Raw genomic sequence first — 22,432 nt, 5'->3', positions numbered from 1 at the left:
TCATGCTTGCTTACTGTTTGGGGGCCGGCAGGTCGATCTCGTCCGGCGACAGGATCCACACGCGGTACAGGTCGCCATTGGCGTCGAGCCGATAACGCACGACCTGTTCGGATGTGATCATGACCGGCAGCATGATCCTGTTGTCGGTCGAACGGATGTGCGCACCGGGCGCCAGCCGGAAAACATGCTTGCCCATTTCGACCAGACCGTCCCGCGGCGGCTGCATCTTCGCCTTGATCGCATCCGGCGGAATCGCCCGCAACTGGGCCCATGCAATGGCCGGACAGCACATCAGCAGGAACAGGGCAGTCGAAATGCGCATCGGCGGCTTGACAGGACGGTGACTGATGACCGGATTGTAGCTTGCGCCCCCGTGCAACCCCAAAGCGAGCCGTCGCAGTCAGCGCAAAAGTGACCCGTTACATATTGCGACGCAATGAACCCTTTCGACGATCAGCACTCAATGGCGAGGAGTGCTAATCTTGCGCACAAGGGAGGAATGCACCATGACCCATGCTTTGATTGTTCCGAATCTGCCGGTGGCGGGCGCCCTCGGCAACATCGACAGCTACATCCAGGCTGCGAATCGCGTACCGCTGCTCACCGAAGAGCAGGAGCAGGCGCTGGCGCGGCGTTTCCGCGACGAGGAAGACCTCGAATCTGCGCGCGCGCTCGTGATGTCGCACCTGCGTCTGGTGGTCGCCATCGCGCGCGGCTACCTGGGCTACGGCCTGCCGCACGCCGACCTGATCCAGGAAGGCAATATCGGCCTGATGAAGGCCGTGAAGCGCTTCGATCCGGATCGCGGCGTACGCTTGGTTTCGTTCGCGATCCACTGGATCAAGGCGGAGATCCACGAGTACATCCTGCGCAACTGGCGCCTCGTGAAAGTGGCGACGACCAAGGCACAACGCAAGCTGTTCTTCAACCTGCGCAGCCTGAAGCACAGCAGCAACACGCTGAATCCGGCCGAAGTCCGCGAGGTGGCGAAAACGCTCGGCGTCAAGCCGGAAGAAGTCGTCGAGATGGAAACCCGCCTGACCGGGCAGGACATCGCGCTCGAAGGCAATACCGACGACGACGACCGTGACGGCGCACGCATGGCACCGATCAGCTGGTTGACCGACAGCGCCGCCGCACCGCTCGAAGTGATGGAAGCGGCGCAGGACGTACGCCTGCGCGAAGAAGGCCTGCATTCGGCGCTGGCTGCACTCGACGACCGCAGCCGTACGATCGTGCAGCGCCGCTGGCTGGCACAGGAAGGCGAATCCGCCACGCTGCATGAACTGGCCGACGAATACGGCGTGTCTGCCGAACGCATCCGCCAGATCGAAGTGAAGGCCATGCAGAAGATGAAGGCCTCGATGCATCGTGCGCTGGGTGTTGCCGCCTGACCTGAAGGACGGCTTCGACACATCGGCCGGACAACAAAAAAGCGACCTCCGGGTCGCTTTTTTGTTGTCAGCCTGCAGCAAGCAGGGTTCTCAGATCCTGCGCGATATTGGCTGCCGTCTCGCCGTGACGGATGAACAGACGCAGCCGGCCCTGCGCATCATGGACATAGGTTCCGGCGGAATGATCCATGGTGTACTGGCCTTCCGTGTTGCCGGCGACCTTCTGGTAGAAGATCTTGTATTCCTTGGCTGTGGCGGCAGTCGCCGCGGCGTCGCCGCGCAGGCCGACGAAGGACGGGTCGAACTTGGGCACATAACCGGCCAGGAGCTCTGCCGTATCGCGCTCCGGATCGACCGTGATGAACAGCACCTGGACCTTGGCGGCGTCCGGTCCGAGCAGATCAAGCGCCTGCTTCATCGTCGTCAGGCTGGTCGGGCAGACATCAGGGCAATGCGTGAAGCCGAAGAACAGCGTGACCAGCTTGCCCTTGTAATCGGCCAAGGTACGCGACTGACCGGTGTGGTCGGTCAGCGTGAAGCCCCGGCCGTATTCGGCGCCGGTCACATCGATGCTGCGATAGCTCGGGCCGGACGGTCCGCAGCCCGACAGCGCGACGGCAATCAGCGCGGTCGCGAAGAGGCGGCGATTCATAGCGGGATGTAGTGGTCGACCAGCAGTGCAGCAAACAGCAGGGACAGATGCCAGAGTGAAAAGCGGAAGGTGCGCTTGGCAAGATCGTCGGAGTAATCGCGCATCAGGCGCCAGGCATAAGCAATGAAGATGCCACCCAGCACGACCGCCGCCGCGAGATAGATCCAGCCGCTCATGCGCGAGGCAAATGGCAGCAACGTGACCGCGAACAGGATCAGGGTGTACAGAAATACCTGCAGCCGGGTGTATTCGGCACCATGGGTCACCGGCAGCATCGGCAGGCCGGCCTTGGCGTACTCCTGCGTGCGGTAGAGCGCCAGCGCCCAGAAGTGGGGCGGCGTCCATGCGAAGATGATCAGGAACAGCAGCAGTGCGTCGGACGACACTTCACCGGTCACCGCCGTCCAGCCCAGCACCGGCGGCATTGCGCCCGAGGCGCCGCCAATCACGATGTTCTGCGGCGTCGCCGGCTTGAGCACGACTGTGTAGATGATGGCGTAGCCGATGAAGGTCGCCAGCGTGAGCCACATGGTCAGCGGATTGACCCAGTGGTAGAGCATGGTCAGGCCGACGCCACCGACCACCCCCGAGAACACCAGCGTTTCAAGCGAATTGACCTCGCCGCGCGGCAACGGACGGGCCCGCGTGCGCGCCATCACGGCGTCGATCTTCTGTTCCACAAGACAGTTGATCGCGGCTGCGGCACCCGCCACCAGCCCGATCCCCACGGTGGCAGCCAGCACGACCCCCATCGGCGGCAGGCCCTGCGGCACCGCGAGGAACATGCCGATCACCGCGCAGAAAACGATCAGCTGAACGACGCGCGGCTTGGTCAGCTGCAGGTAATTGGCCAGCCTCAGCGACAGGGGCGGTAGATCAAGCCGCATGGCTTTCATGGAAGACTCCGGGATAGCGTTGCTGCGCAGTCGCGCGAAGGCGGTAGTTTATCAGTACCATCACGATCACCAGCGCCGCAGCGCCGCCGTTGTGTGCCGCAGCCAACGGCAGAGGCAGACTGAACCAGACATTTGCCAGGCCGAGCAACACCTGCAACACCAGAATCACGAGCAGTGCTGTCGAAAGCGCTGCATGGCCAGCTCTGCGCAAACCAAACGCCAGGGACACCAGAACGAGCGTCGCGATGACGGCACCGACCCGGTGCATCCAGTGAATTGCCGTCAAGGCTTCGATGGTCAGCGTCTCGCCATCGGCACCGACGCCCAGCTCACGAATGACGTGGAAGCCGTTGGCGACATCCATCTCCGGCACCCAGGCGCCACGGCAGGTCGGCAAATCGGAACAGGCGAGCGCAGCATAATTCGTGCTGACCCAGCCTCCCAGGGTGATCTGCGCAGCGAGCACCACGAAGGCCAGCATGGCGAACAGGCGCAGCGCCGGGCTGACGGTGATGCGGGAGGGCGCGAGCGTGCGCGCGTAAAGACAGACCAGCAGCGCGAGCACCGTCAGGCCGCCGATCAGATGGCCGGTGACGATCGCCGGCTTGAGCAGCATGGTGACCGTCCACTTGCCGAACATCGCCTGCAGGCCGACAACCCCTATCAGGGCTGTCGCCAACCAAGGCGACGCCGCAGGCTCGCGCCGGTTGCGCCAGGCCAGCGCGGCGATGCCGACGATGCACAAGCCAACGATGCCTGCAAAGTAGCGGTGGATCATTTCCTTCCATGCCTTGGCAAAAGTCACCGGACCATGCGGGTCGGCCTCCTGCGCTGCGGTGATGTGGTCGGACGCCTGGGTCACGGTGGCATGGCCGTAACAGCCCGGCCAGTCCGGACAACCCAGTCCGGCGTCGGACAGTCGCACGTATGCGCCAAGCACGATCAGTGCGAAAGTCATCGCCAGGGTGGCGAGCAGCAGTTTGCGGTAGGTATTCATCAGCCGAGCCTCGAGTACTTCATCAGTCGTTGGAAATCCTTGATCATCTTCTTCGGGTCCGGCTCGTCCGGGTAGCGCATCATCAATTGCCCGAGCGGATCGACGAGATAGATGGCTCTCGCATGCGCAGGCTCCCGGGTCAACGCGGCAAGCGTCGCCGAGCCTTCCGCACGCACGATGTGCATGCCGTCGATCGCCTCGACCAGTCTGGGCTGCGGTGCTGTGGCGTCATTGAGCAGCCACACGCGTTCGATGCGGTCCTGATGCTCGCCCTGCGCCTTGCGTACCTGCCGGATGAAATACAGCGATTGCTCGCAGCGCGCATCGCATGCGCCGCTGTCAGCGAGCACCAGCGTCCAGCGGCCCTTGAGACTGGAAAAATCGAACGGCTTGCCGGCGATCGACGTCAGCGCCTCTTTCGGCAAGGGCTGTGGTGACAACAGCTGCCCGTAGTTCACGGTGCTGTCGGGTCGCCACAGATAATAAAGTGCGTACGAGGCGAGCAGGGGCAGCGTGCACACCAGACCGATGACAACCAGCGTCTTCTTGCCGTTCAAGACTTCTCTCCTGTTTTCTTCATGGCTGCGAACAGTCCGGACAACGCAGTGACGAGCGCGAATGCGTACCACTGACCGGCGTAGGCGATGTGCTTGTCGATGCCGAATTCCGGCTTGAACGGGTCGCGTGCCAGACCGTCATCCGGACCGGCGTGCTGCGCGAGGATGAACGGTGCCAGTTCCAGCGAACTGGCGCGCGCGACGCGATCGACCGTCACGTTCTGCCACACCTTGCCATCGACCGAATCAGCCGACAATTCGACGAATCTGGAGTCGGCGCGCAGGATGACACCTTCGATACGCTGCACGCCGGATCCGGTCGGGACGGCCGGCAGGTCTTCCCGCAAGCGGCCACTGCGCACCCAGCCACGATCGACCAGGACACACCGCACCGGCGTCTGGCACAGCGGCATGAACACCCCATAACCGACCTGGCCGTTGCGTACCCGGTTGTCCGCGTAAATGAGCTGATCGGTCTTCCACACGCCCTCGACCGTGGCGCTCGAATACTCGGGCGGCGCGACCGGCCCCCAGCGCGTGACATCGAGTGCGGGGGCCGCCTGGGCGCGTTCATACGCGGCGAGAAGACCCTGCTTGTAGTGCGCGCGCGCGGTCTGCCATTGTGCGGCGCCGAGCGTGACAGCAATGACCAGCGCGCAGATCAGCGCAGGCCAGAAACGGATCACGAAAGTGCGGCGGGCGAAGGTGAAATGGGTCATTGCGGTGAGACGTCCGGGATACACTGGACATCTTGAAAAGGGAATCGTTTGATGCGCTATCTCGTTATCGTCGTGTTGCTGTTCATCATTGCCAGCCTGGGGTCGGCACTTTTCTTCCTGTTCCGCGATTCAGGAAATTCGAGCCGGATGATGCGCGCGCTGGCGCTGCGCGTTGGACTGTCGATCGCCCTGTTCGTCGCACTGACGCTGAGTTACCGCTTCGGGCTCATCGAAGGAAAACTCTGAGCCGAGGTTTCATGCCGTGGGCGGGCTTCGCCGCAGCAGACCGTGCATCCCGTCAGCACCGGATCGGATCCACGAAAAAAAGCGCCGCACGATGTGCGGCGCCGAGTATTTATTTTTTAAGGGCTCTTGTTTGATACCGGCCCACTCTCCTCCTCGCTAATTCCGTTACGTCAGATCCAGTAGACCACCACGAAAAGCAGCAGCCAGACGACGTCCACAAAGTGCCAGTACCAGGCAACCGCTTCGAAGCCGAAATGGTTTTGCGACGTGAAATGTCCGGCAAAGACGCGGCACAGTATCACGATCAGCATCGTTGCACCAATGGTGACGTGAAAGCCGTGGAACCCGGTCAGCAGGTAAAACAGCGATCCGAACACCCCCGTCGTCAGCTTTACGTTCAGGTCGCCGTAAGCGTGCATGTATTCATACACCTGGAAACCCAGGAAGACGACGCCGAGCAGGATGGTCAGAAACAGACCGAGCTTCAATTGTCCGCGGTTGTCGTGCAGCAGGCCGTGATGCGCCCAGGTCAGCGTGGCACCGGACGTCAGCAGCAGGAAGGTGTTGAGTGCCGGTATGCCCCATGCACCCATCGGGGTGAACGGGCCGCCGTCGTAGGCCGGGCCGGGGTTCGGCCAGGCGTTCGTCGCCTCCGGCCACAGCAAGGCCTGATGTTCGAGCGACGCGAGATCAGGGATGGACAGCACACGTGCGTAGAACAGCGCGCCAAAGAAGGCCGCAAAGAACATCACCTCCGAAAAGATGAACCAGCCCATGCTCCAGCGGAACGACATGCCGACGCGCTTGTTGTACAGCCCGCCTTCCGACTCGTGGGCAACCTTGCGGAACCAGATGAACATCATGTACAGCAGCGTGAGGATGCCGGCACCCAGAACGTAAGGACCACCCTGGATCGCGTTCATCGTCAGCACTGAACCCAGTGCAAACAACAGCAGCGCGACCGAACCGGTGATCGGATAGGTCGATGGCGACGGCACGAAGTAATACGGTGCTTGGTGAGGCGTATTCGAACTCATTTTGTAATTTTCCTTCCCGTTATTCTTTCAAGCAATACTGATCAGAACTCTCACAACCACCAGCAACGTGATCACGAACAACGCGGCGGCCACGACGCCCGTGATGATAACTTGCACCGGCGTCAGAGACGCCGCTGCTTCGTCATGATTGCGCTTTCCCCGCACACCTGCGAATGCGGACAACACGGTCACGACATTGCGGAACACACTGGCCATGATCAACCTCCTGCGCCAGCACTGGCGTCGCGTGCAGGCACCGAAGCCGTCGCACCGGGAACCTCGAAGAAGGTGTACGACAGGGTGATGGTGTTGATGTCCTTCGGCAGCGACGGCGACACCAGGAAGGCCACCGGCATCCGCCGTACCTCACCGGCCGAAAGCGTCTGCTGCTTGAAGCAGAAACACTCCATCTTCTGGAAGTACTGCATCGCAGCCGACGGCGTGTAGCTCGGAATGGCCTGCCCGGTCACCGCGTTCTGACGTGTGTTCGACACCTCGTACTCGATCGTCACGACTTCACCCGGGTGCACCACCATTGAACCCGTCACCGGTTTGAAATTCCACGGCAGCTTGTGCAGGTTGGCGTCGAATTCGACCGTCACGCTGCGAGAACGGTCGACCTGGGTGTTCAGAGGCAGGCTGTTGTCCTGCTTGTTCAGGTTGTTGACGTCCAGCACCTGACAGAGCTTTTCGTAGAACGGCACCAGCGCGTAGCCGAAGCCGAACATCAGAAATGCAGACACGATCAAACGCACCAGCGTCGACCGGTTGCGTCTTTCGGACACCGTTCCGCCCTGTTCCGGATTTGTCATTGGCCGGACAACCCGTAACGAACCACAAACGCCACGAACACGGCAACCGCGGTCCCCGCCAGCCACACCGCAGTACGTACGTTGCGGCGGCGGAGCTCGTCATCACTTGAGGTCACAGCGGCGCTCACTTGAAGACCGGAGGCGTTTCGAAGGTGTGATGCGGCGCCGGCGACGGCACGGTCCACTCAAGGCCTTCTGCACCATCCCAAGGCTTGGCAGATGCCTTCTCTCCACCCTTGATGCACTTCAGCACGACAACCAGGAACACCAGCTGCGACAGACCGAAGCCGAAGGCACCGATCGACGAGATCATGTTGAACTCGGCAAACTGCAGCGAGTAATCCGGGATGCGGCGCGGCATGCCTGCAAGGCCGAGGAAATGCTGAACGAAGAAGGTCATGTTGAAGAACACGATGGACAGCCAGAAGTGCAGCTTGCCCAGCTTTTCGTCGTACATGTGACCCGTCCACTTCGGCAGCCAATAGTAGGCGCCGGCGTAGGCGGAGAACAGCGCGCCCGCGACCATCACGTAGTGGAAGTGCGCCACGACGTAGTAGCTGTCGTGCAGCTGGATATCCACCGCCGTCATCGACAGCACCAGTCCGGAGAAGCCGCCCAGCGTGAAGAGGAACAGGAAACCGATCGAGAACAGCATCGGGGTTTCGAAGCTCAGCGAACCGCGCCACATGGTGGCCACCCAGTTGAACACCTTCACGCCGGTCGGAATGGCGATCAGCATCGTGGCGAACATGAAGTACAGCTGACCGGCAACCGGCATGCCCACCGTGTACATGTGGTGCGCCCACACGATGAAGGACAGGATGGCGATCGACGAGGTCGCATAGACCATCGAGGCGTAACCGAACAGCGGCTTGCGCGAGAAGGCGGGAATCACCTGCGACACGACACCGAAGGCCGGAATCGCAATGATGTAGACCTCGGGATGGCCGAAGAACCAGAAGATATGCTGGTACAGCACCGGGTCACCACCACCGGCCGCATTGAAGAAGCTGGTGCCGAAGTGACGGTCGGTCAGGATCATCGTGACCGCACCGGCCAGAACCGGCATCACCGCGATGACCAGATAGGCGGTGATCAGCCAGGTCCAGCAGAACAGCGGCATCTTCATCAGCGTCATGCCCGGCGCCCGCATGTTCAGCAGCGTCGTCACGATGTTGATCGAACCCATGATCGACGAAATGCCGAGGATGTGGACCGCGAAGATCGCCATGTCCATGCCGATGCCCATCTGCACGGTCAGCGGCGGGTAGAGCGTCCAGCCCGAAGCAGCGGCACCGCCCGGCACGAGCAGCGACGAGGTGAGCAGGATGGCAGCCGGCGGCAGCAGCCAGAACGACCAGTTGTTCATGCGTGCGAACGCCATGTCGGATGCGCCAATCATCAGCGGAATCATCCAGTTCGCGAAACCGACAAAGGCCGGCATGATCGCGCCGAACACCATGATGAGACCGTGCAGCGTCGTCATCTGGTTGAAGCGGTCGGGATCAACCACCTGCAGGCCGGGCTGGAACAGCTCGGCGCGGATGACGAGCGCCATGACGCCGCCAACAAGGAACATCGCAAAACTGAACCACAGGTACATCGAGCCGATGTCCTTGTGATTCGTCGTGGTCACCCAGCGCATGATGCCGCTGGGCTGATGGTGGTCGTGATCGTGTGCGTGGTCGGCACCGCCCGGAATCGCAGCCATGTTGATCTCCTGAAAATCTAGAATGTTGACTGAAGGTTCGGAGACGGCCGCTTACTCGCGCGCCACCTTGATGTCCGACGGCTGAACGACTTCACCGGTGGCATTGCCCCAGCTGTTCCGGGTGTACGTGATCACGGCTGCCAGTTCGGTATCGCTCAGGTGCTTGAAGGCCGCCATTGCCGTACCCGACTTGCCGTTCAACAGGATGTCGATCTGACCGTCCTGCGGGCCGAGCACCACCTTGGACCCGACAAGCGCCGGGAAGGCAGGCGGCAAGCCCTGACCATTCGCCTGATGACAGGCGGCGCAGTTGGCGGCAAACACCTTCTCGCCGCGCGGGGTCAGCTCTTCGACGAGGTACATCTTGTTCGGATCATCTGCGGCCGCAGCCATTGCCTTGAGCTTGCCATCGACCCATGCCGCATACTCCTCCTCGGTCACGATCTTGACGACGATGGGCATGTAGCCATGTTCCTTGCCGCACAGCTCGGCACATTGCCCGCGATAGGTACCCGTCTTTTCGGCGCGGAACCACGTATCGCGAATGAAGCCCGGCACCGCGTCCTGCTTGACCGCAAGGGCAGGCACCCACCAGGCGTGAATGACGTCATTCGCGGTCGTGAGGATGCGAATCTTCTTGCCGACGGGAACCACAAGCTCGTTATCGACTTCGAGCAGGTAGTTCTCGCCCTTGGCGACTTCGTTGCGTACTTGCGGCTGCGGGGTGGACAACGTACTGACGAAGCTGATGCCTTCGCCCGTGCCCTTCAGGTAGTCATAGCCCCATTTCCACTGATACCCCGTTGCCTTGATCGTGATGTCCGCATTGGTGGTGTCGCGCATCGCGAGAATGGTTTTCGTCGCGGGCCATGCCATGCCGAGCAGGATGAAAACCGGAACGATGGTCCAGAGAATTTCAACCGTCGTGCTTTCGTGGAAGGTTGCCGCCTTGTAGCCCGCCGACTTGCGGTGCACAAACACCGACCAGAACATCACACCGAAGACGGCGACGAAAATGACGCCACAGACGATGGTCATCAGCAGGTGCAGGTCGTAGACGTCTCGACCGAGCGCCGTGATCGGCTCCTGCAGATTCAGTTTCATTTCCGCCTGGGAAATACCCGAAAGCAGAAACAAACCCATCGCCGCCCAAGCCCGACGGGCAATGGGCAAGCCACCTCTTGATAGCGCCATAATGCAACCCCAGATTTATGTTGTGATTGGTTCTGTGAAACGGTGAATCCAGACAACGGCTAAACAACGAACAGCAAAAAAGCACCTAAAAACGCTTCTCCCGCAATCTTCCCGCAAGATCTCGTGCGAGCTTCGCGCGACCCTTTTCATCGAGGTAGCGACCGACCGTCACTTGTCTGTCGCGACACCGTACAACGACTTCCGAACCGAAACCGACCTTCCGCGTTTCAACTTTTGCCCATGCCGGTGCGAACTCGTATCGGATCACACGCGTTTTTTCGCAGACCTCGACAAGCAACCGCTCATCGTCGAGATGAATGCGTTCAAAGTCACCAACCCTGCGTCCATACGCAATGAATGCAAGTCCCAGCGCGCTGATCTCCAGCCCGGCAAATGGAAACACCCACCAGACACCGACGGCCGCCCATGCAGCCGCTATCGCCATCGACAGCGCACAGGTGACCAGAAAAAAAGTCAGGAGGGCGCGCGGCGACATCGAGCAATTACGGCGGGCTTCAATGCTGAACTCGCTGGATTGGCTGAGTACTGCAGACAAGTGGACTGCCTCGGAAGTGGAGCTCCCCTGATACGACCACTGCGGGCCGCTTGGCAATCGATAAGCTAGCACACGCCCCCTCGCTTATCAATATCGTAGCGGAGCAAAACCCAAGGTGCCGACATCACGAACGTGACGGATCAAGTCGATTCAGCAACTTGCGGTGGACGCCGCCGAAGCCGCCATTGCTCATCACAAGCACATGGTCGCCAGGACGCACCGCACTCAACAGCTGGTCGAGCAGCGTATCGACCGACGGCGCAACACGGGCCCGCTGCCCCAGCGGAGCCAGTGCGGTGGCAGCATCCCAGCCCAGTGAATCGCCACCGAGGCAGAAGGTCAGGTCGGCAGATTCGAGTGCAGCGGGCAGGCGTGCCTTCATCACGCCGAGCTTCATCGTGTTCGAACGCGGCTCGATGACGGCAAGGATGCGCGCCTTACCCACCTCGGTGCGCAGAGCGCGGATCGTTTCCTCGATGGCGGTAGGGTGGTGCGCAAAGTCGTCATAGACGGTCACGCCGGCCACTTCGCCAATCCGCTCCAGCCGCCGACGGACGCCCCGGAATGTCGCCAGCGATTCGAGTGCATGCTCCGGGCGCACGCCGGCATGGCGCGCCGCGAGCATGGCCGCCAGCGCGTTGTTTGCGTTGTGCCTGCCGGGCATCTCAAGCCGACCCGCAACGTCCTCACCGGCCGGGCCGCGCACGTGCAGCGCCTGTCCGGCCCCCGTAACCTGCCAGCCAGCCGGCGCATTGAACCACTCGACTTCGCTCCAGACGCCGCGCGCCAGCACGCGGTGCAAGGATTCTTCGGCGCCATTGGCAATGATGCGGGCGCTGGCAGGCATTGTGCGCACAAGGTGGTGGAACTGGGTCTCGATCGCGGCCAGATCAGCGAAGATGTCGGCGTGATCGAACTCGAGATTGTTCAGGATGGCGGTACGCGGCCGGTAGTGGACGAACTTCGATCGCTTGTCGCAGAACGCGGTGTCGTACTCATCGGCCTCGATCACGAAGAACGGCGCGTCGCCCAGTCGCGCCGACACACCGAAATCAAGCGGCACGCCGCCGATCAGGAACCCGGGCTTCAGTCCGGCATCCTCGAGCATCCAGGCCAGCATCGAAGTCGTCGTCGTCTTGCCGTGCGTGCCGGCGACCGCGAGTACCCAGCGCCCGGCCAGCACATGCTCCGCCAGCCACTGCGGACCCGACACATAGGGCAATCCGCGATCCAGCACGGCTTCCAGCAGCGGATTGCCGCGTGACACGGCATTGCCGACGACGAACAGGTCAGGTTCGAGATCGATCTGCGCCGGATCGTAGCCCTCGATCAGGTTGATACCCAGTTGTTCGAGCTGTGTGCTCATCGGCGGATAGACGCCGGCATCGCAGCCGCTGACCTGATGTCCGGCCTCGCGCGCCAGCGCGGCAACACCGCCCATGAAGGTGCCGCAAATGCCGAGGATGTGAATGTGCATGGCTGGGTGATGTGACAGAATGACCGCAGATTCTATCAACCCGGGCCCGTGCCCACCCTCTGCAGCATCCGCCATGCGCCCCAGCAACATGAGACGGCAGATCGCAAGCACTGCCGCGCGACTGATCGCCGAAGAAGGCATCCGCGACTACGGGCTCGCCAAACGCAAGGCGGCGCGTCAGCTCGGCATCGGTCCGAATGAGGAACTGCCGACCAACCTCGAGATCGAGGAGGCGGTACGCACCTACCAGTCACTGTATCTGGCCGACGAACAGCCGGAACAGTTGCGCATGCTGCGCAGCGCCGCCGTGACGCTGATGGCGGAGCTCGCTCGCTTCAACCCCTACGCCACCGGCGGCTTGGTCGACGGGACTGCCGGGCGTTTCACGGCAATCGAACTGCAGGTCTTCGCCGACAGCGCAAAGGAAGTCGAACTGTTCCTGCTCAACAACGGCGTCGATTTCGATTCACGCGACCCGCGCCGGCCCGACCGGAACAGCCCGGAAACCACGCTGCTGTTCGATTGGGATGACCTGCCAGTGGAACTGGCGGTCTTCCCGGCCGGTCTGGAACGGTCCCGGGGGCGGGAGCGGCTGCGTGCCGAGTCGCTGCGTGCCCTGCTGGACAACGAGGAGATCGAGGAATGAATATCTGGCTGCGACGCGCCCTGATCGCCGCCATGGTGCTCGCGGCCGGCGCCGCGGGTGTGTGGAGCGCCCTGTCGCGCCAACCGACGCTCGAGGCAGCACCCGCGACCATCGGCGCCAACCGTCTCGACGCGCTCCGGCTGGCCGACGCCAGCGGCACCGAAATGCCGTTCTCGGCATGGCGCGGCAAACTGCTGGTGGTGAATTTCTGGGCCACCTGGTGCCCGCCGTGCAGGGAGGAAATGCCCGGTTTTTCGCGCATTGCCGGACGACTGCGCGATCGCGGCGTGCAATTCGTCGGCATCAGCATCGACAGCGCAGACAACGTGCGCCAATACCTGCTGGAAGAGACGATCGACTATCCGCTGCTGATCGGCGGTTCTGACGCGATACAGATTTCTTCGGAACTGGGCAATACCGCGCAGGGCATGCCATTCACGGTGATTTTCGCACCCGACGGCAGCGTGGTCGAACGCAAGCTGGGCACCTACAAGGAATCCGAACTGGAAGCCATCCTGCTGGCAAGGTTGCGCTGAGCGCACTGTTCCCGGCTGGACAAATTGCAGCCAAGTCCGGCAAACTTGCTGCCATGCAGCCTACAACTCGCCGCAAGGCGTCAAAAACTGCCGTGCAGCCGGACAGTGTCGGAAAGCCTGCCGCGACGCGTCGCATACTTGTCCTGCACGGGCCCAACCTGAATCTGCTGGGCTCGCGGGAACCTGACATCTACGGTCATCTGACACTGGCCGACATCGATGCCCGGCTGAAAGTGACTGCGCTGGAGCGCGGCGTGGTCATCGAATGCTTCCAGAGCAACCACGAAGGCGAACTGGTCACGCGCATCCAGCACGCGCGGGCCGAACACATCGACTTCATCCTCATCAACCCGGCCGCCTACACCCACACCAGTGTGGCCATTCGCGACGCACTCGCGTCGGTCAGCATCCCGTTCGTCGAGGTTCACCTGTCGAACGTCCATGCACGAGAAGCGTTCAGGCACCACTCCTACCTGTCGGACATCGCCGTCGGCGTCATCTGCGGACTCGGTGCCTACGGTTACGAAGCCGCTCTGGAGTTCGCGCTCCGCCGGCTCGACACCACACAATAATTAAACATGCACAAACACCGCGCCACGTACGTGGGCGGTTCTTGCGGGGAAAATCATGGATTTGCGCAAACTCAAGAAGCTGATCGATCTGGTACAGGAATCGGGGATTTCGGAACTCGAAGTCACCGAAGGCGAAGAAAAGGTGCGCATTGCAAAGCACCTGCCGCCCACCATGCAGACCACCTATGTATCGAGCCAGCCTGCGCCGCAGCAAGCGGCACCGGCCGCTGCCGTTGCCGCCCTGCCGGTCGTGCCGGTCGAGGCGGCCCAGCCTGAAGGCCATGTGGTCAAGTCGCCGATGGTCGGCAGCTTCTACCGCTCGTCTTCGCCCGGCGGCAAATCATTTGTCGATATCGGACAGACCGTCGTGGTCGGCGAAACGCTGTGCATCATCGAAGCGATGAAGCTCATGAACGAGATCGAGTCGGACGCTGCCGGCGTCGTGAAGGCGGTGCTGGTCGAGAATGGCCAGCCGGTCGAATACGGCCAGCCGCTGTTCATCATCGGCTGAGCGCGGACCCGAAACGATGTTTGAAAAGATACTGATCGCAAACCGCGGTGACCAGCTGCCTGCGGGCAGCGCAGCGACGAAGTCAAATTGCGCGACGGCCAAGGGCCGTCAGGGCGGTTTCGCCGCGGAGGTTGCCCATGTTTGAAAAGATACTGATTGCAAACCGCGGCGAAATCGCCCTGCGCATCCTGCGTGCCTGCCGCGAGCTGGGCATCCGCACGGTGGCGGTGCATTCCGAAGCCGACACCGAAGCGAAATACGTCAAGCTGGCCGATGAGTCGGTATGCATCGGCCCGGCGCCGTCCAGCCAGTCCTACCTGAACATCCCGGCCATCATTTCGGCGGCCGAGGTGACCGATTCGGAAGCCATTCATCCTGGCTACGGCTTCCTGTCCGAAAACGCCGACTTTGCCGAACGGGTCGAGCGCAGCGGTTTCGTATTCATCGGCCCGCGCCCGGAAACCATCACGCTGATGGGTGACAAGGTATCGGCCAAGGATGCGATGAAGGAAGCGGGCGTACCGGTCGTGCCCGGCTCGGAAGGCGCGCTCGGCGACGACCCGAAGGAAATCATCCGCATCGCGCGTGGCATCGGCTATCCGGTGATCATCAAGGCCGCCGGCGGCGGCGGCGGCCGCGGCATGCGTACCGTACATACCGAAGCGGCCCTGCTCAATGCGGTGCAGATGACGCGGACCGAAGCGGGGGCAGCGTTCAACAACCCCTCCGTGTACATGGAGAAGTTTCTCGAAAACCCCCGCCACATCGAAATCCAGGTGCTGGCCGACGCTCACCGCAACGCGGTCTATCTGGGCGAGCGCGACTGTTCCATGCAGCGGCGGCACCAGAAGATCATCGAGGAAGCACCGGCGCCCGGCATTCCGGCCCGCATCATCGCGCGCGTCGGCGAACGCTGCGCCGAAGCCTGCCGGCGCATCAACTATCGCGGCGCCGGCACCTTCGAGTTCCTGTTCGAGAACGGCGAGTTCTACTTCATTGAAATGAACACCCGCATCCAGGTGGAACATCCGGTGACGGAACTGATCACCGGCATCGACCTGGTGCAGGAGCAGATCCGCGTGGCGGCGGGCGAAAAGCTGCGCTTCAAGCAACGCGACATCAAGCTGACCGGCCATGCGCTGGAGTGCCGGATCAACGCCGAAGACCCGTACAAGTTCACACCCAGCCCGGGCAAGATCACCGGTTATCACCCACCGGGCGGCCCGGGTGTGCGCGTCGATTCGCACGTCTATCAGGGCTACACCGTGCCGCCTTACTACGACTCGATGATCGGCAAGGTGATCACCTACGGCGACACGCGCGACCAGGCAATCCGCCGCATGAGCATTGCCCTGTCGGAAATGATCGTCAGCGGCATCAAGACCAACATCCCGCTGCACCAGGAGTTGATGCAGGACGCGCGCTTCGTCGATGGCGGCACCAGCATCCACTACCTCGAACAGAAGCTGGCGGATCAGGTTCTGGCCAAAGCCAAATGAGCGCCAACGACCAGCCCGTGGGTGCAGCAGGCGGCTGGATCACCGTCACGCTGCTGGCTGATTCGAATCATGCCGAAGCGCTGTCGGACGCGCTGCTCGACGCCGGCGCGCTGTCTGTTGACATCGAGGACGCCGATGCCGGCACGCCGGACGAAAGACCCCAGTTCGGCGAGCCCGGGCTGCCGGTGGCGGTCGAGTTGTGGCCGCATTCGCGCCTGCACGCGCTGTTCGAACACGACGCCGATCTCGCCTCCGCCATGGCCGAAGCGGCCGAGGCGGCAGGTCTGACCGCCCCCCCACCCTATACGACATCGCAGCTCGACGAGCAGAACTGGGTGCGCATCACGCAGGCCCAGTTCGACCCGATCCGCGTGTCGGACCGACTGTGGATCGTGCCCTCCTGGCACGCCCAGCCCGACCCGGCGGCGATCAACATCACGCTCGATCCGGGCATGGCCTTCGGCACCGGTTCGCACCCGACCACCCGTCTCTGCCTGGAATGGCTGGACCGCGTAATCACCGGCGGCGAAACCGTCATCGACTACGGATGCGGCTCGGGCATCCTGGCACTGGCGGCCTCGCGGCTCGGCTCGGCGCGGGTGACCGGCACCGACATCGACCCGCACGCACTCGACGCCGCGCACTACAACGCCGAGCGCAATGGCGCCACACTCGAGCTGATGCATTCAAGCGAAACCATCGACCATCAGGCCGACATCGTGGTGGCGAACATCCTCGCCAATCCGCTGACCGTGCTGGCGCCGCTGTTATGCGGCCTGACGCGGGGTGGTGGGCGCATCGCGCTGTCCGGCATCCTGTCCGCCCAGACCGAGATGGTATGCGATGCCTATCGCCCGGCCTTCGAACTGGAGGTTGCCGGCGAGCGGGATGGCTGGGTGCTGCTGACCGGGACACGCCTCTGATGCTGTCCCGCTGCCCGGCCTGCGCCACCGTCTTCCGCGTCGATACGGTGCAGATCCGGGCACGCGAAGGCCGCGTGCGCTGTGGCCGCTGCCATGCAGTCTTCGACGCGCTGGACGCGATGGTCGACATCGCCGCCCTGCGCGCGGCCGGTCCGGTCGCCACAGGCAGCACGCCGATCGACGCGCCGCCATCGCCGGCGTTGCCCCTTCCGATTGCTGCGGGCACGGTCGCTGCGGTCAGCGAAGCACCGGACACTGACATTGCGAGCTTCTTCGCTGACTCGCCCACCGGCGACGCCGACCATCCGCCTGAACCGCCCGAAGAAAGCCACGCCACGCTGAATGTCGTCGATGCGCCCGAAGTCCGGGTGAGCAGCGAAGCGTCTGCCGTCACGACCGATCGGCTGACCGAACCGGGTGGCCCGGCAGAGCCACCCGGGCAGCCGATGCCCGAGCCGGGCGGCAACATGGACGCCCTGGTCGCACGCACCACCGATTACTGGGGCATGCCGTCGCTGTCGGAACCGTCGCCCTTCACGCCCTCCGAACCGGCTGCCACGCACGAACTCGACCCCGACATCACCCAGCCGCTCGACATTTTCGAACTGGACGCTGCCGCCGGGCTGCAGATCGATCCGGCCAGGGAACCGGCCACCACTGACGATCCGGCGGATGCGTCGCCTGCGCACACGTCTGCGGCAATGGACGGGCTGATCGCAGTCGCCGCCGACGATCCTGCTGAAGCTTCCGTCCGCCCGCCAGCCGATGTCATGGACGACACCGTCCCGGCATCCGGCACCCGCGACGACACGCCCGACGAAGTGCCGGCCCCTGCGCCCGCACGTGACCCGCTGCTCGATCCGCCGCCGGCGCTCGAACCGGTGCGCGACCCGGCCATGCAGCGCATCCGGCGCGAGCTCTACGGCGACGAGGAGCCTGCCGCGCGCAGCGGGCTGCGGACCGCGCTGTGGATCGCGGGATGCCTGCTGCTCGCGCTGGTCGCGACGGGCCAGCTGGCCTATCACTTCCGCACCGAACTTGCGCTTGCCCAGCCCGCGCTCAAGCCCTTGTTCGAGCAGGCGTGCGCGCGCATCGGCTGCAGCGTGCGGGCGCCGCGCGAACCCGACAAGGTGAGCATCGAGGCGTCGGAACTGACGCCGGAACCCGGGCGGGAGCCGCTGCTGCGCTTGTCGGCACTGTTGCGCAATACCGCCGCCTTCGAGCAGGAATGGCCGCATCTCGAACTGACGCTGACCGATACCGGCGACCGCGCCGTCGTGCGGCGCGTGCTGACGCCGTCGGAATTCCTGCCGCCGGACGCCCGCACAAAGAGTTTCGCTCCGGCATCGGAACAGACGGTCGGTGTGCTGGTCGACCCGGCGGAATCCGGCGCCAGCGGCTACCGCCTGTACGCCTTCTATCCCTGACTCCGGCGCGTCAGCGCCGGCCCCCACACCGACACCGAGGACACTGCGATGACCCAGACCGTATTGCTGGCCGGCACGCCCATCCATCTCGCCGGACATTTCCCCGTGCAGGGGTCCCGGGCCCCGTCGTTCACGCTGGTCGGAACCGATCTGGCCGACGTCGCGCTGGCCAGTTTCGGCAGCCGGCGCAAGGTGCTCAACATCGTACCCAGCCTCGATACGCCGGTCTGCCAGGCATCGACGCGCCGCTTCAACGAGCAGGCCGGCAAGATGAACAACACCGTGGTGCTGGTCATTTCGGCTGATCTGCCGTTCGCGATGAAGCGCTTCTGCGAAACCGAGGGATTGTCCAACGTGGTGTCGTTGTCGACGCTGCGCGGTCGCGAATTCATGGCGAACTACGGGGTGGAGATACTTGATGGACCGCTGGCCGGGCTGACCGCCCGCGCCGTCATCGTGCTGGACGCGAACAATGGCGTGCTGCATGCCGAGCTGGTGCCCGAGATCAAGCAGGAACCCGACTACGACGCCGCACTGGCCGCGCTGAGATAGGCAGCCGCCCAACCGACCGGTCACTGCAGATGGAAGAAAGTCCGTTCAAGGGCAAGACCGGCCTGCGCCGGCTGCTCAATGCCACGCGTTATTCCGCCGAGGGGCTGGGTGCAGCGTTCCGCCACGAAGACGCCTTCCGGCAGGAGGTGATCGCCGCCGTCGTGCTGATTCCGCTGGCGATCTGGCTGGGCAATACCGGCATCGAGCGCTCGCTGATGGCTTTTGCGGTGCTGCTGGTGCTGATCGTGGAACTGCTGAATTCGGCGATCGAAGCGACCGTCGATCGCATCTCGCTCGAAAACCACCGCCTCGCCAAGCGCGCCAAGGACATCGGCTCGGCGGCGGTGATGCTGGCGCTGCTGAACCTGGGTCTGGTATGGGGGCTGATACTGGTGCAGCGGATGTGAATACACCGGTCCTGTGCGGCGCGAACGCCGCGACAGACGCCGGCTCAGACCAGATCCAGCCCTGACGTCACGTTCAGGTTGCGATCCTGCGCTTCCTTGCTGTTGAGCTTGATCTGCAGCCGCAGGTCATTCACCGAGTCGGCGTTGCGCAGCGCGTCTTCATAATTGATGCGACCCGCTTCGTACAGGTCGAACAGCGCCTGGTCGAAGGTCTGCATGCCGATCTCGCGCGAGCGCTTCATCACGTCCTTGATCTCGCCCACATTGCCCTTGAAGATGTGATCGGCGATCAGCGGCGAATTCAGCATCACCTCGATCGCGGCCGCGCGCCCCTTGCCTTCCTTCATCGGCACCAGACGCTGCGAAATCATTGCGCGCAGGTTCAGCGACAGATCCATCAGCAACTGCTCGCGCTTGTTCTCGGGGAAGAAGTTGATGATGCGGTCGATCGCCTGGTTGGCGCTGTTGGCATGCAGGGTGGCCAGACACAGGTGGCCTGTTTCGGCGAACTGGATCGCGTGCTCCATCGTTTCGCGATCGCGGATTTCACCCATCAGGATGACGTCGGGCGCCTGGCGCAGCGTGTTCTTCAGCGCGATTTCCCAGTCGGCGGTGTCCAGCCCGACCTCGCGCTGCGTCACGACGCAGTTCTTGTGTTCGTGCACATATTCGATCGGGTCCTCGATCGTGATGATGTGACCGTAGCTGTTGGTGTTGCGCCAGTCGACCAGCGCAGCCAGCGAGGTGGTCTTGCCGGTGCCGGTGCCGCCGACGAAGATGGTGAGACCGCGCTTGGCCATCGCCACGTCCTTCAGCACGGTCGGCAGCCCCAGCTCGTCGAGCGTCGGAATCTTGGCGTTGATGGTGCGCAGCACGCAGCCGATCTTGCCCTGCTGCACGAAGGCATTGACGCGGAAGCGGCCGATGCCGGCCGGCGAGATCGCGAAATTGCATTCCTTCGTGGATTCGAATTCCGCCGCCTGCCGGTCATTCATGATGGCGCGCGCCAGTTCGGCTGTGTGCTGCGGCGTCAGCGACTGGTTGGACTGCGGAATGATGCGGCCGTCCACCTTGATGGCCGGCGGAAATCCTGCGGTCACAAACAGGTCCGACCCGCGCTTGGTCGCCATCAGGCGCAGCAGGTCGTACATGAATTTCAGTGCCTGATCTCTTTCCATCTACGCTCTCCGCTGCGATTGACGCGATTGATGCTGCCGACGTGTCCAGTGTAGCCGGCTGCACGTCCGGTCGACGCCGGTCACCCGGCGAAGGCGTCCTTGTTCTGTGCGCGGGTGCGCGCTTCGGCGTTCGATATCACATTGCGGCGCACCAGTTCGGTCAGGTTCTGGTCCAGCGTCTGCATGCCCACGTTGTGGCCGGTCTGGATCGCCGAATACATCTGCGCGATCTTGTTTTCGCGGATCAGGTTGCGGATGGCCGGCGTGCCGACCATGATTTCGTGCGCCGCAACGCGGCTGGCACCATCCTTGGTCTTCAGCAGCGTCTGCGAAATGACGGCGCGCAGCGACTCCGACAGCATGGCCCGCACCATTTCCTTCTCCTCGGCCGGAAATACGTCAACGATACGGTCGATCGTCTTGGCGGCGCTCGACGTGTGCAGGGTGCCGAACACCAGGTGGCCGGTTTCGGCGGCGGTCAGCGCGAGCCGGATGGTTTCCAGATCGCGCATTTCGCCCACCAGGATCACGTCCGGATCCTCCCGCAGCGCCGAACGCAGCGCGTTGGCGAAACTGAGCGTATGCGGCCCGACTTCGCGCTGATTGATCAGGCAGCGCTTCGATTCGTGAACGAATTCGATCGGATCCTCCACCGTCAGGATGTGGCCATAGTCGTTCTCGTTGACGTAATCGACCATGGCCGCCAGCGTCGTGGACTTGCCGGAACCCGTCGGTCCGGTCACCAGCACGATGCCGCGCGGCGTGTTGGCGATCTCCTTGAATATCTTGGGTGCGTTCAATTCTTCCAGCGTCAGCACCTTGGACGGAATGGTCCGGAACACCGCGCCGGCGCCGCGGTTCTGAACGAAGGCATTGACCAGGAAACGCGCCAGATTGGGCACCGCGAACGAGAAGTCGCACTCGAGGTGCTCTTCATACACCTTGCGCTGGGTGTCGTTCATGATGTCGTAGATCATGCCGTGCACATCCTTGTGCTCCATCGGCGGCAGATTGATGCGTCGCACGTCGCCGTGCACGCGGATCATCGGTGGCAGGCCGGCCGACAGATGCAGGTCGGACGCCTTGTTCTTGACGGAAAACGCGAGCAGTTCGGTGATGTCCATGCTTAACCTCGGAGCTGTTGCGACGCGCCGGGCAGCACGAACAGGTGCTTTCCGGCCAGAGATAAATCGATGAAATTCAGGGCATTATGATGAACATTTCAGACAACCTGCAAGCAGTTCGGCACCGCATTGCGGCAGCGGCTCACGCCTGCGGTCGCGATCCGGCGAGCATTTCGCTGCTGGCGGTCAGCAAGACCAAACCCGATGCTGACATCCTCGCTGCAGCAGCAGCCGGTCAGCGGGCGTTCGGCGAAAACTACGTGCAGGAAGGCTGCGACAAGGCGGAACGGCTGACCGCGGCGGGCCATGCGCTCGACTGGCACTTCATCGGGCCGATCCAGAGCAACAAGACGCGACCGGTGGCGACCTGGTTCGACTGGGTGCACGCCATCGACCGCGAGAAGATCGCGCAGCGCCTGTCCGAACAGCGCCCGCCCGACAAACCGCCGCTCTGCATATGCATACAGGTGAACGTGAGCGACGAGGCGTCGAAAAGCGGCGTGGCGCCGGGCGACGTGGCCGCGCTCGCCGACGCGGTCGCGCGACTGCCCCGGCTGAAGCTGCGCGGCCTGATGGCCATTCCCGAACCGACAGACGATGTCATTCTCCAGCGTCAACGTTTTGCCCATTTACGGCAGGTACTCGAAGAACTGAATGCGGCCGGACACGATCTGGACACGCTGTCGATGGGCATGTCGCACGATCTGGAAGCCGCCATCGCCGAGGGCGCGACCATCGTGCGCGTCGGCAGTGCGTTGTTCGGCGCCCGCACGTGAGCGGCTGGCGGTGGCAGGTCGAAGCGCACAGCC

Annotated in this window: 28 protein-coding genes; 12 read left to right on the top strand and 16 right to left on the bottom strand. The window is 63.0% G+C overall.

Translation table 11 applies throughout. The annotated features are described in order from the left end of the window. Positions 1 to 10: 10 nt before the first annotated feature. Entirely contained in the window at positions 11 to 322 is a 312-nt protein-coding gene (locus ACTIFF_RS15115; protein ID WP_439537577.1) for a hypothetical protein, read from the bottom strand. 184 nt (positions 323 to 506) lie between these two features. On the opposite strand from ACTIFF_RS15115, the gene rpoH reads away from it, so the two are divergent. After that, positions 507 to 1,394 (top strand): RNA polymerase sigma factor RpoH, encoded by an 888-nt coding sequence (gene rpoH / locus ACTIFF_RS15110; protein ID WP_439537576.1) that lies wholly within the window; start codon positions 507 to 509, stop codon positions 1,392 to 1,394. A gap of 67 nt (positions 1,395 to 1,461) precedes the next feature. Here the strand turns inward: rpoH and ACTIFF_RS15105 are convergent, their stop codons facing one another. From ACTIFF_RS15105 to ACTIFF_RS15085, 5 genes are read right to left on the bottom strand one after another with little or no spacing between them, the layout of a single operon-like run. Then, positions 1,462 to 2,046 (bottom strand): SCO family protein, encoded by a 585-nt coding sequence (locus tag ACTIFF_RS15105; protein ID WP_439537575.1) that lies wholly within the window; start codon positions 2,044 to 2,046, stop codon positions 1,462 to 1,464. Continuing rightward, positions 2,043 to 2,942, bottom strand: a complete 900-nt coding sequence (gene cyoE / locus ACTIFF_RS15100) for a heme o synthase (protein WP_439537574.1) — start codon at positions 2,940 to 2,942, stop codon at positions 2,043 to 2,045. Before cyoE ends, ACTIFF_RS15105 begins: the two co-directional genes overlap by 4 nt. Continuing rightward, the gene (locus ACTIFF_RS15095; RefSeq protein WP_439537573.1) at positions 2,923 to 3,939 is read right to left on the bottom strand and encodes a COX15/CtaA family protein; all 1,017 of its coding nucleotides are present in this window, start codon (positions 3,937 to 3,939) and stop codon (positions 2,923 to 2,925) included. Before ACTIFF_RS15095 ends, cyoE begins: the two co-directional genes overlap by 20 nt. Then, a complete protein-coding gene (locus ACTIFF_RS15090; RefSeq protein WP_439537572.1) occupies positions 3,939 to 4,496 on the bottom strand; it encodes an SCO family protein in 558 nt (185 codons plus the stop codon). Before ACTIFF_RS15090 ends, ACTIFF_RS15095 begins: the two co-directional genes overlap by 1 nt. Then, complete coding sequence (locus tag ACTIFF_RS15085; RefSeq protein WP_439537571.1) at positions 4,493 to 5,215, bottom strand: SURF1 family protein; 723 nt, start codon at positions 5,213 to 5,215, stop codon at positions 4,493 to 4,495. The genes ACTIFF_RS15090 and ACTIFF_RS15085 overlap by 4 nt, the downstream gene beginning before the upstream one ends. Positions 5,216 to 5,266: 51 nt before the next feature. Here ACTIFF_RS15085 and ACTIFF_RS15080 point away from each other — a divergent pair, with 51 nt between their 5' ends. Next, complete coding sequence (locus ACTIFF_RS15080; protein ID WP_439537570.1) at positions 5,267 to 5,461, top strand: twin transmembrane helix small protein; 195 nt, start codon at positions 5,267 to 5,269, stop codon at positions 5,459 to 5,461. A gap of 170 nt (positions 5,462 to 5,631) precedes the next feature. Here ACTIFF_RS15080 and ACTIFF_RS15075 read toward each other — a convergent pair whose 3' ends face one another. The 8 genes from ACTIFF_RS15075 to mpl form a co-directional block, all read right to left on the bottom strand. Continuing rightward, positions 5,632 to 6,498, bottom strand: a complete 867-nt coding sequence (locus ACTIFF_RS15075) for a cytochrome c oxidase subunit 3 (RefSeq protein ID WP_439537569.1) — start codon at positions 6,496 to 6,498, stop codon at positions 5,632 to 5,634. A 27-nt stretch (positions 6,499 to 6,525) separates the two neighbouring features. After that, positions 6,526 to 6,714, bottom strand: a complete 189-nt coding sequence (locus tag ACTIFF_RS15070) for a DUF2970 domain-containing protein (RefSeq protein WP_305613440.1) — start codon at positions 6,712 to 6,714, stop codon at positions 6,526 to 6,528. A gap of 2 nt (positions 6,715 to 6,716) precedes the next feature. After that, positions 6,717 to 7,310 carry a cytochrome c oxidase assembly protein gene (locus tag ACTIFF_RS15065; RefSeq protein WP_439537568.1) on the bottom strand — a complete coding sequence of 198 codons (594 nt, stop codon included), beginning with the start codon at positions 7,308 to 7,310 and terminating at the stop codon, positions 6,717 to 6,719. Continuing rightward, entirely contained in the window at positions 7,307 to 7,426 is a 120-nt protein-coding gene (locus ACTIFF_RS15060; RefSeq protein WP_305634165.1) for a cytochrome oxidase small assembly protein, read from the bottom strand. The genes ACTIFF_RS15065 and ACTIFF_RS15060 overlap by 4 nt, the downstream gene beginning before the upstream one ends. Before the next feature lie 8 nt (positions 7,427 to 7,434). Beyond that, the gene (gene ctaD, locus ACTIFF_RS15055) at positions 7,435 to 9,021 is read right to left on the bottom strand and encodes a cytochrome c oxidase subunit I (protein WP_257080851.1); all 1,587 of its coding nucleotides are present in this window, start codon (positions 9,019 to 9,021) and stop codon (positions 7,435 to 7,437) included. 51 nt (positions 9,022 to 9,072) lie between these two features. After that, positions 9,073 to 10,125, bottom strand: a complete 1,053-nt coding sequence (gene coxB, locus ACTIFF_RS15050; protein ID WP_439537567.1) for a cytochrome c oxidase subunit II — start codon at positions 10,123 to 10,125, stop codon at positions 9,073 to 9,075. A gap of 175 nt (positions 10,126 to 10,300) precedes the next feature. Continuing rightward, a complete protein-coding gene (locus ACTIFF_RS15045; RefSeq protein ID WP_439537566.1) occupies positions 10,301 to 10,771 on the bottom strand; it encodes a DUF2244 domain-containing protein in 471 nt (156 codons plus the stop codon). Between the two features lie 124 nt (positions 10,772 to 10,895). Next, positions 10,896 to 12,248, bottom strand: a complete 1,353-nt coding sequence (gene mpl / locus ACTIFF_RS15040) for a UDP-N-acetylmuramate:L-alanyl-gamma-D-glutamyl-meso-diaminopimelate ligase (protein WP_439537565.1) — start codon at positions 12,246 to 12,248, stop codon at positions 10,896 to 10,898. A gap of 88 nt (positions 12,249 to 12,336) precedes the next feature. On the opposite strand from mpl, the gene ACTIFF_RS15035 reads away from it, so the two are divergent. The 9 genes from ACTIFF_RS15035 to ACTIFF_RS14995 all read left to right on the top strand — a co-directional run bounded on the left by ACTIFF_RS15035 (position 12,337) and on the right by ACTIFF_RS14995 (position 19,321). Then, the gene (locus tag ACTIFF_RS15035) at positions 12,337 to 12,894 is read left to right on the top strand and encodes a nucleotidyltransferase (protein WP_439537564.1); all 558 of its coding nucleotides are present in this window, start codon (positions 12,337 to 12,339) and stop codon (positions 12,892 to 12,894) included. Continuing rightward, on the top strand, positions 12,891 to 13,430 hold the full coding sequence (locus ACTIFF_RS15030) for a TlpA family protein disulfide reductase (RefSeq protein WP_439537563.1): 540 nt from the start codon (positions 12,891 to 12,893) through the stop codon (positions 13,428 to 13,430). Before ACTIFF_RS15035 ends, ACTIFF_RS15030 begins: the two co-directional genes overlap by 4 nt. A 53-nt stretch (positions 13,431 to 13,483) precedes the next feature. Then, on the top strand, positions 13,484 to 14,002 hold the full coding sequence (gene aroQ, locus ACTIFF_RS15025) for a type II 3-dehydroquinate dehydratase (RefSeq protein WP_439537562.1): 519 nt from the start codon (positions 13,484 to 13,486) through the stop codon (positions 14,000 to 14,002). A gap of 55 nt (positions 14,003 to 14,057) precedes the next feature. Further along, positions 14,058 to 14,513 (top strand): acetyl-CoA carboxylase biotin carboxyl carrier protein, encoded by a 456-nt coding sequence (gene accB, locus ACTIFF_RS15020; protein WP_439537561.1) that lies wholly within the window; start codon positions 14,058 to 14,060, stop codon positions 14,511 to 14,513. Positions 14,514 to 14,650: 137 nt separating this feature from the next. Continuing rightward, on the top strand, positions 14,651 to 16,012 hold the full coding sequence (gene accC, locus ACTIFF_RS15015; protein ID WP_257080844.1) for an acetyl-CoA carboxylase biotin carboxylase subunit: 1,362 nt from the start codon (positions 14,651 to 14,653) through the stop codon (positions 16,010 to 16,012). Then, positions 16,009 to 16,935 carry a 50S ribosomal protein L11 methyltransferase gene (gene prmA, locus ACTIFF_RS15010; RefSeq protein ID WP_439537560.1) on the top strand — a complete coding sequence of 309 codons (927 nt, stop codon included), beginning with the start codon at positions 16,009 to 16,011 and terminating at the stop codon, positions 16,933 to 16,935. The genes accC and prmA overlap by 4 nt, the downstream gene beginning before the upstream one ends. Next, positions 16,935 to 18,362 (top strand): DUF3426 domain-containing protein, encoded by a 1,428-nt coding sequence (locus ACTIFF_RS15005; RefSeq protein ID WP_439537559.1) that lies wholly within the window; start codon positions 16,935 to 16,937, stop codon positions 18,360 to 18,362. The genes prmA and ACTIFF_RS15005 overlap by 1 nt, the downstream gene beginning before the upstream one ends. A 48-nt stretch (positions 18,363 to 18,410) precedes the next feature. After that, on the top strand, positions 18,411 to 18,914 hold the full coding sequence (gene tpx / locus ACTIFF_RS15000; RefSeq protein WP_305634153.1) for a thiol peroxidase: 504 nt from the start codon (positions 18,411 to 18,413) through the stop codon (positions 18,912 to 18,914). 29 nt (positions 18,915 to 18,943) lie between these two features. Beyond that, complete coding sequence (locus tag ACTIFF_RS14995) at positions 18,944 to 19,321, top strand: diacylglycerol kinase (protein WP_439537558.1); 378 nt, start codon at positions 18,944 to 18,946, stop codon at positions 19,319 to 19,321. 44 nt (positions 19,322 to 19,365) lie between these two features. On the opposite strand, the gene ACTIFF_RS14990 is transcribed toward ACTIFF_RS14995, so the two are convergent. Both ACTIFF_RS14990 and ACTIFF_RS14985 read right to left on the bottom strand, forming a co-directional pair. After that, entirely contained in the window at positions 19,366 to 20,499 is a 1,134-nt protein-coding gene (locus ACTIFF_RS14990; protein ID WP_257080839.1) for a PilT/PilU family type 4a pilus ATPase, read from the bottom strand. A gap of 80 nt (positions 20,500 to 20,579) precedes the next feature. Continuing rightward, the gene (locus ACTIFF_RS14985) at positions 20,580 to 21,623 is read right to left on the bottom strand and encodes a type IV pilus twitching motility protein PilT (protein WP_439537557.1); all 1,044 of its coding nucleotides are present in this window, start codon (positions 21,621 to 21,623) and stop codon (positions 20,580 to 20,582) included. Between the two features lie 86 nt (positions 21,624 to 21,709). Between ACTIFF_RS14985 and ACTIFF_RS14980 the strand changes: the two genes are divergently transcribed. Further along, complete coding sequence (locus tag ACTIFF_RS14980) at positions 21,710 to 22,399, top strand: YggS family pyridoxal phosphate-dependent enzyme (protein WP_439537556.1); 690 nt, start codon at positions 21,710 to 21,712, stop codon at positions 22,397 to 22,399. Positions 22,400 to 22,432 lie beyond the last annotated feature (33 nt).

The organism is Methyloversatilis sp., from assembly GCF_051861465.1.
Classification (GTDB): domain Bacteria; phylum Pseudomonadota; class Gammaproteobacteria; order Burkholderiales; family Rhodocyclaceae; genus Methyloversatilis.
Note: the sequence above shows the minus strand (reverse complement) of the source record. Positions and strands in the feature narration are given on the sequence as shown.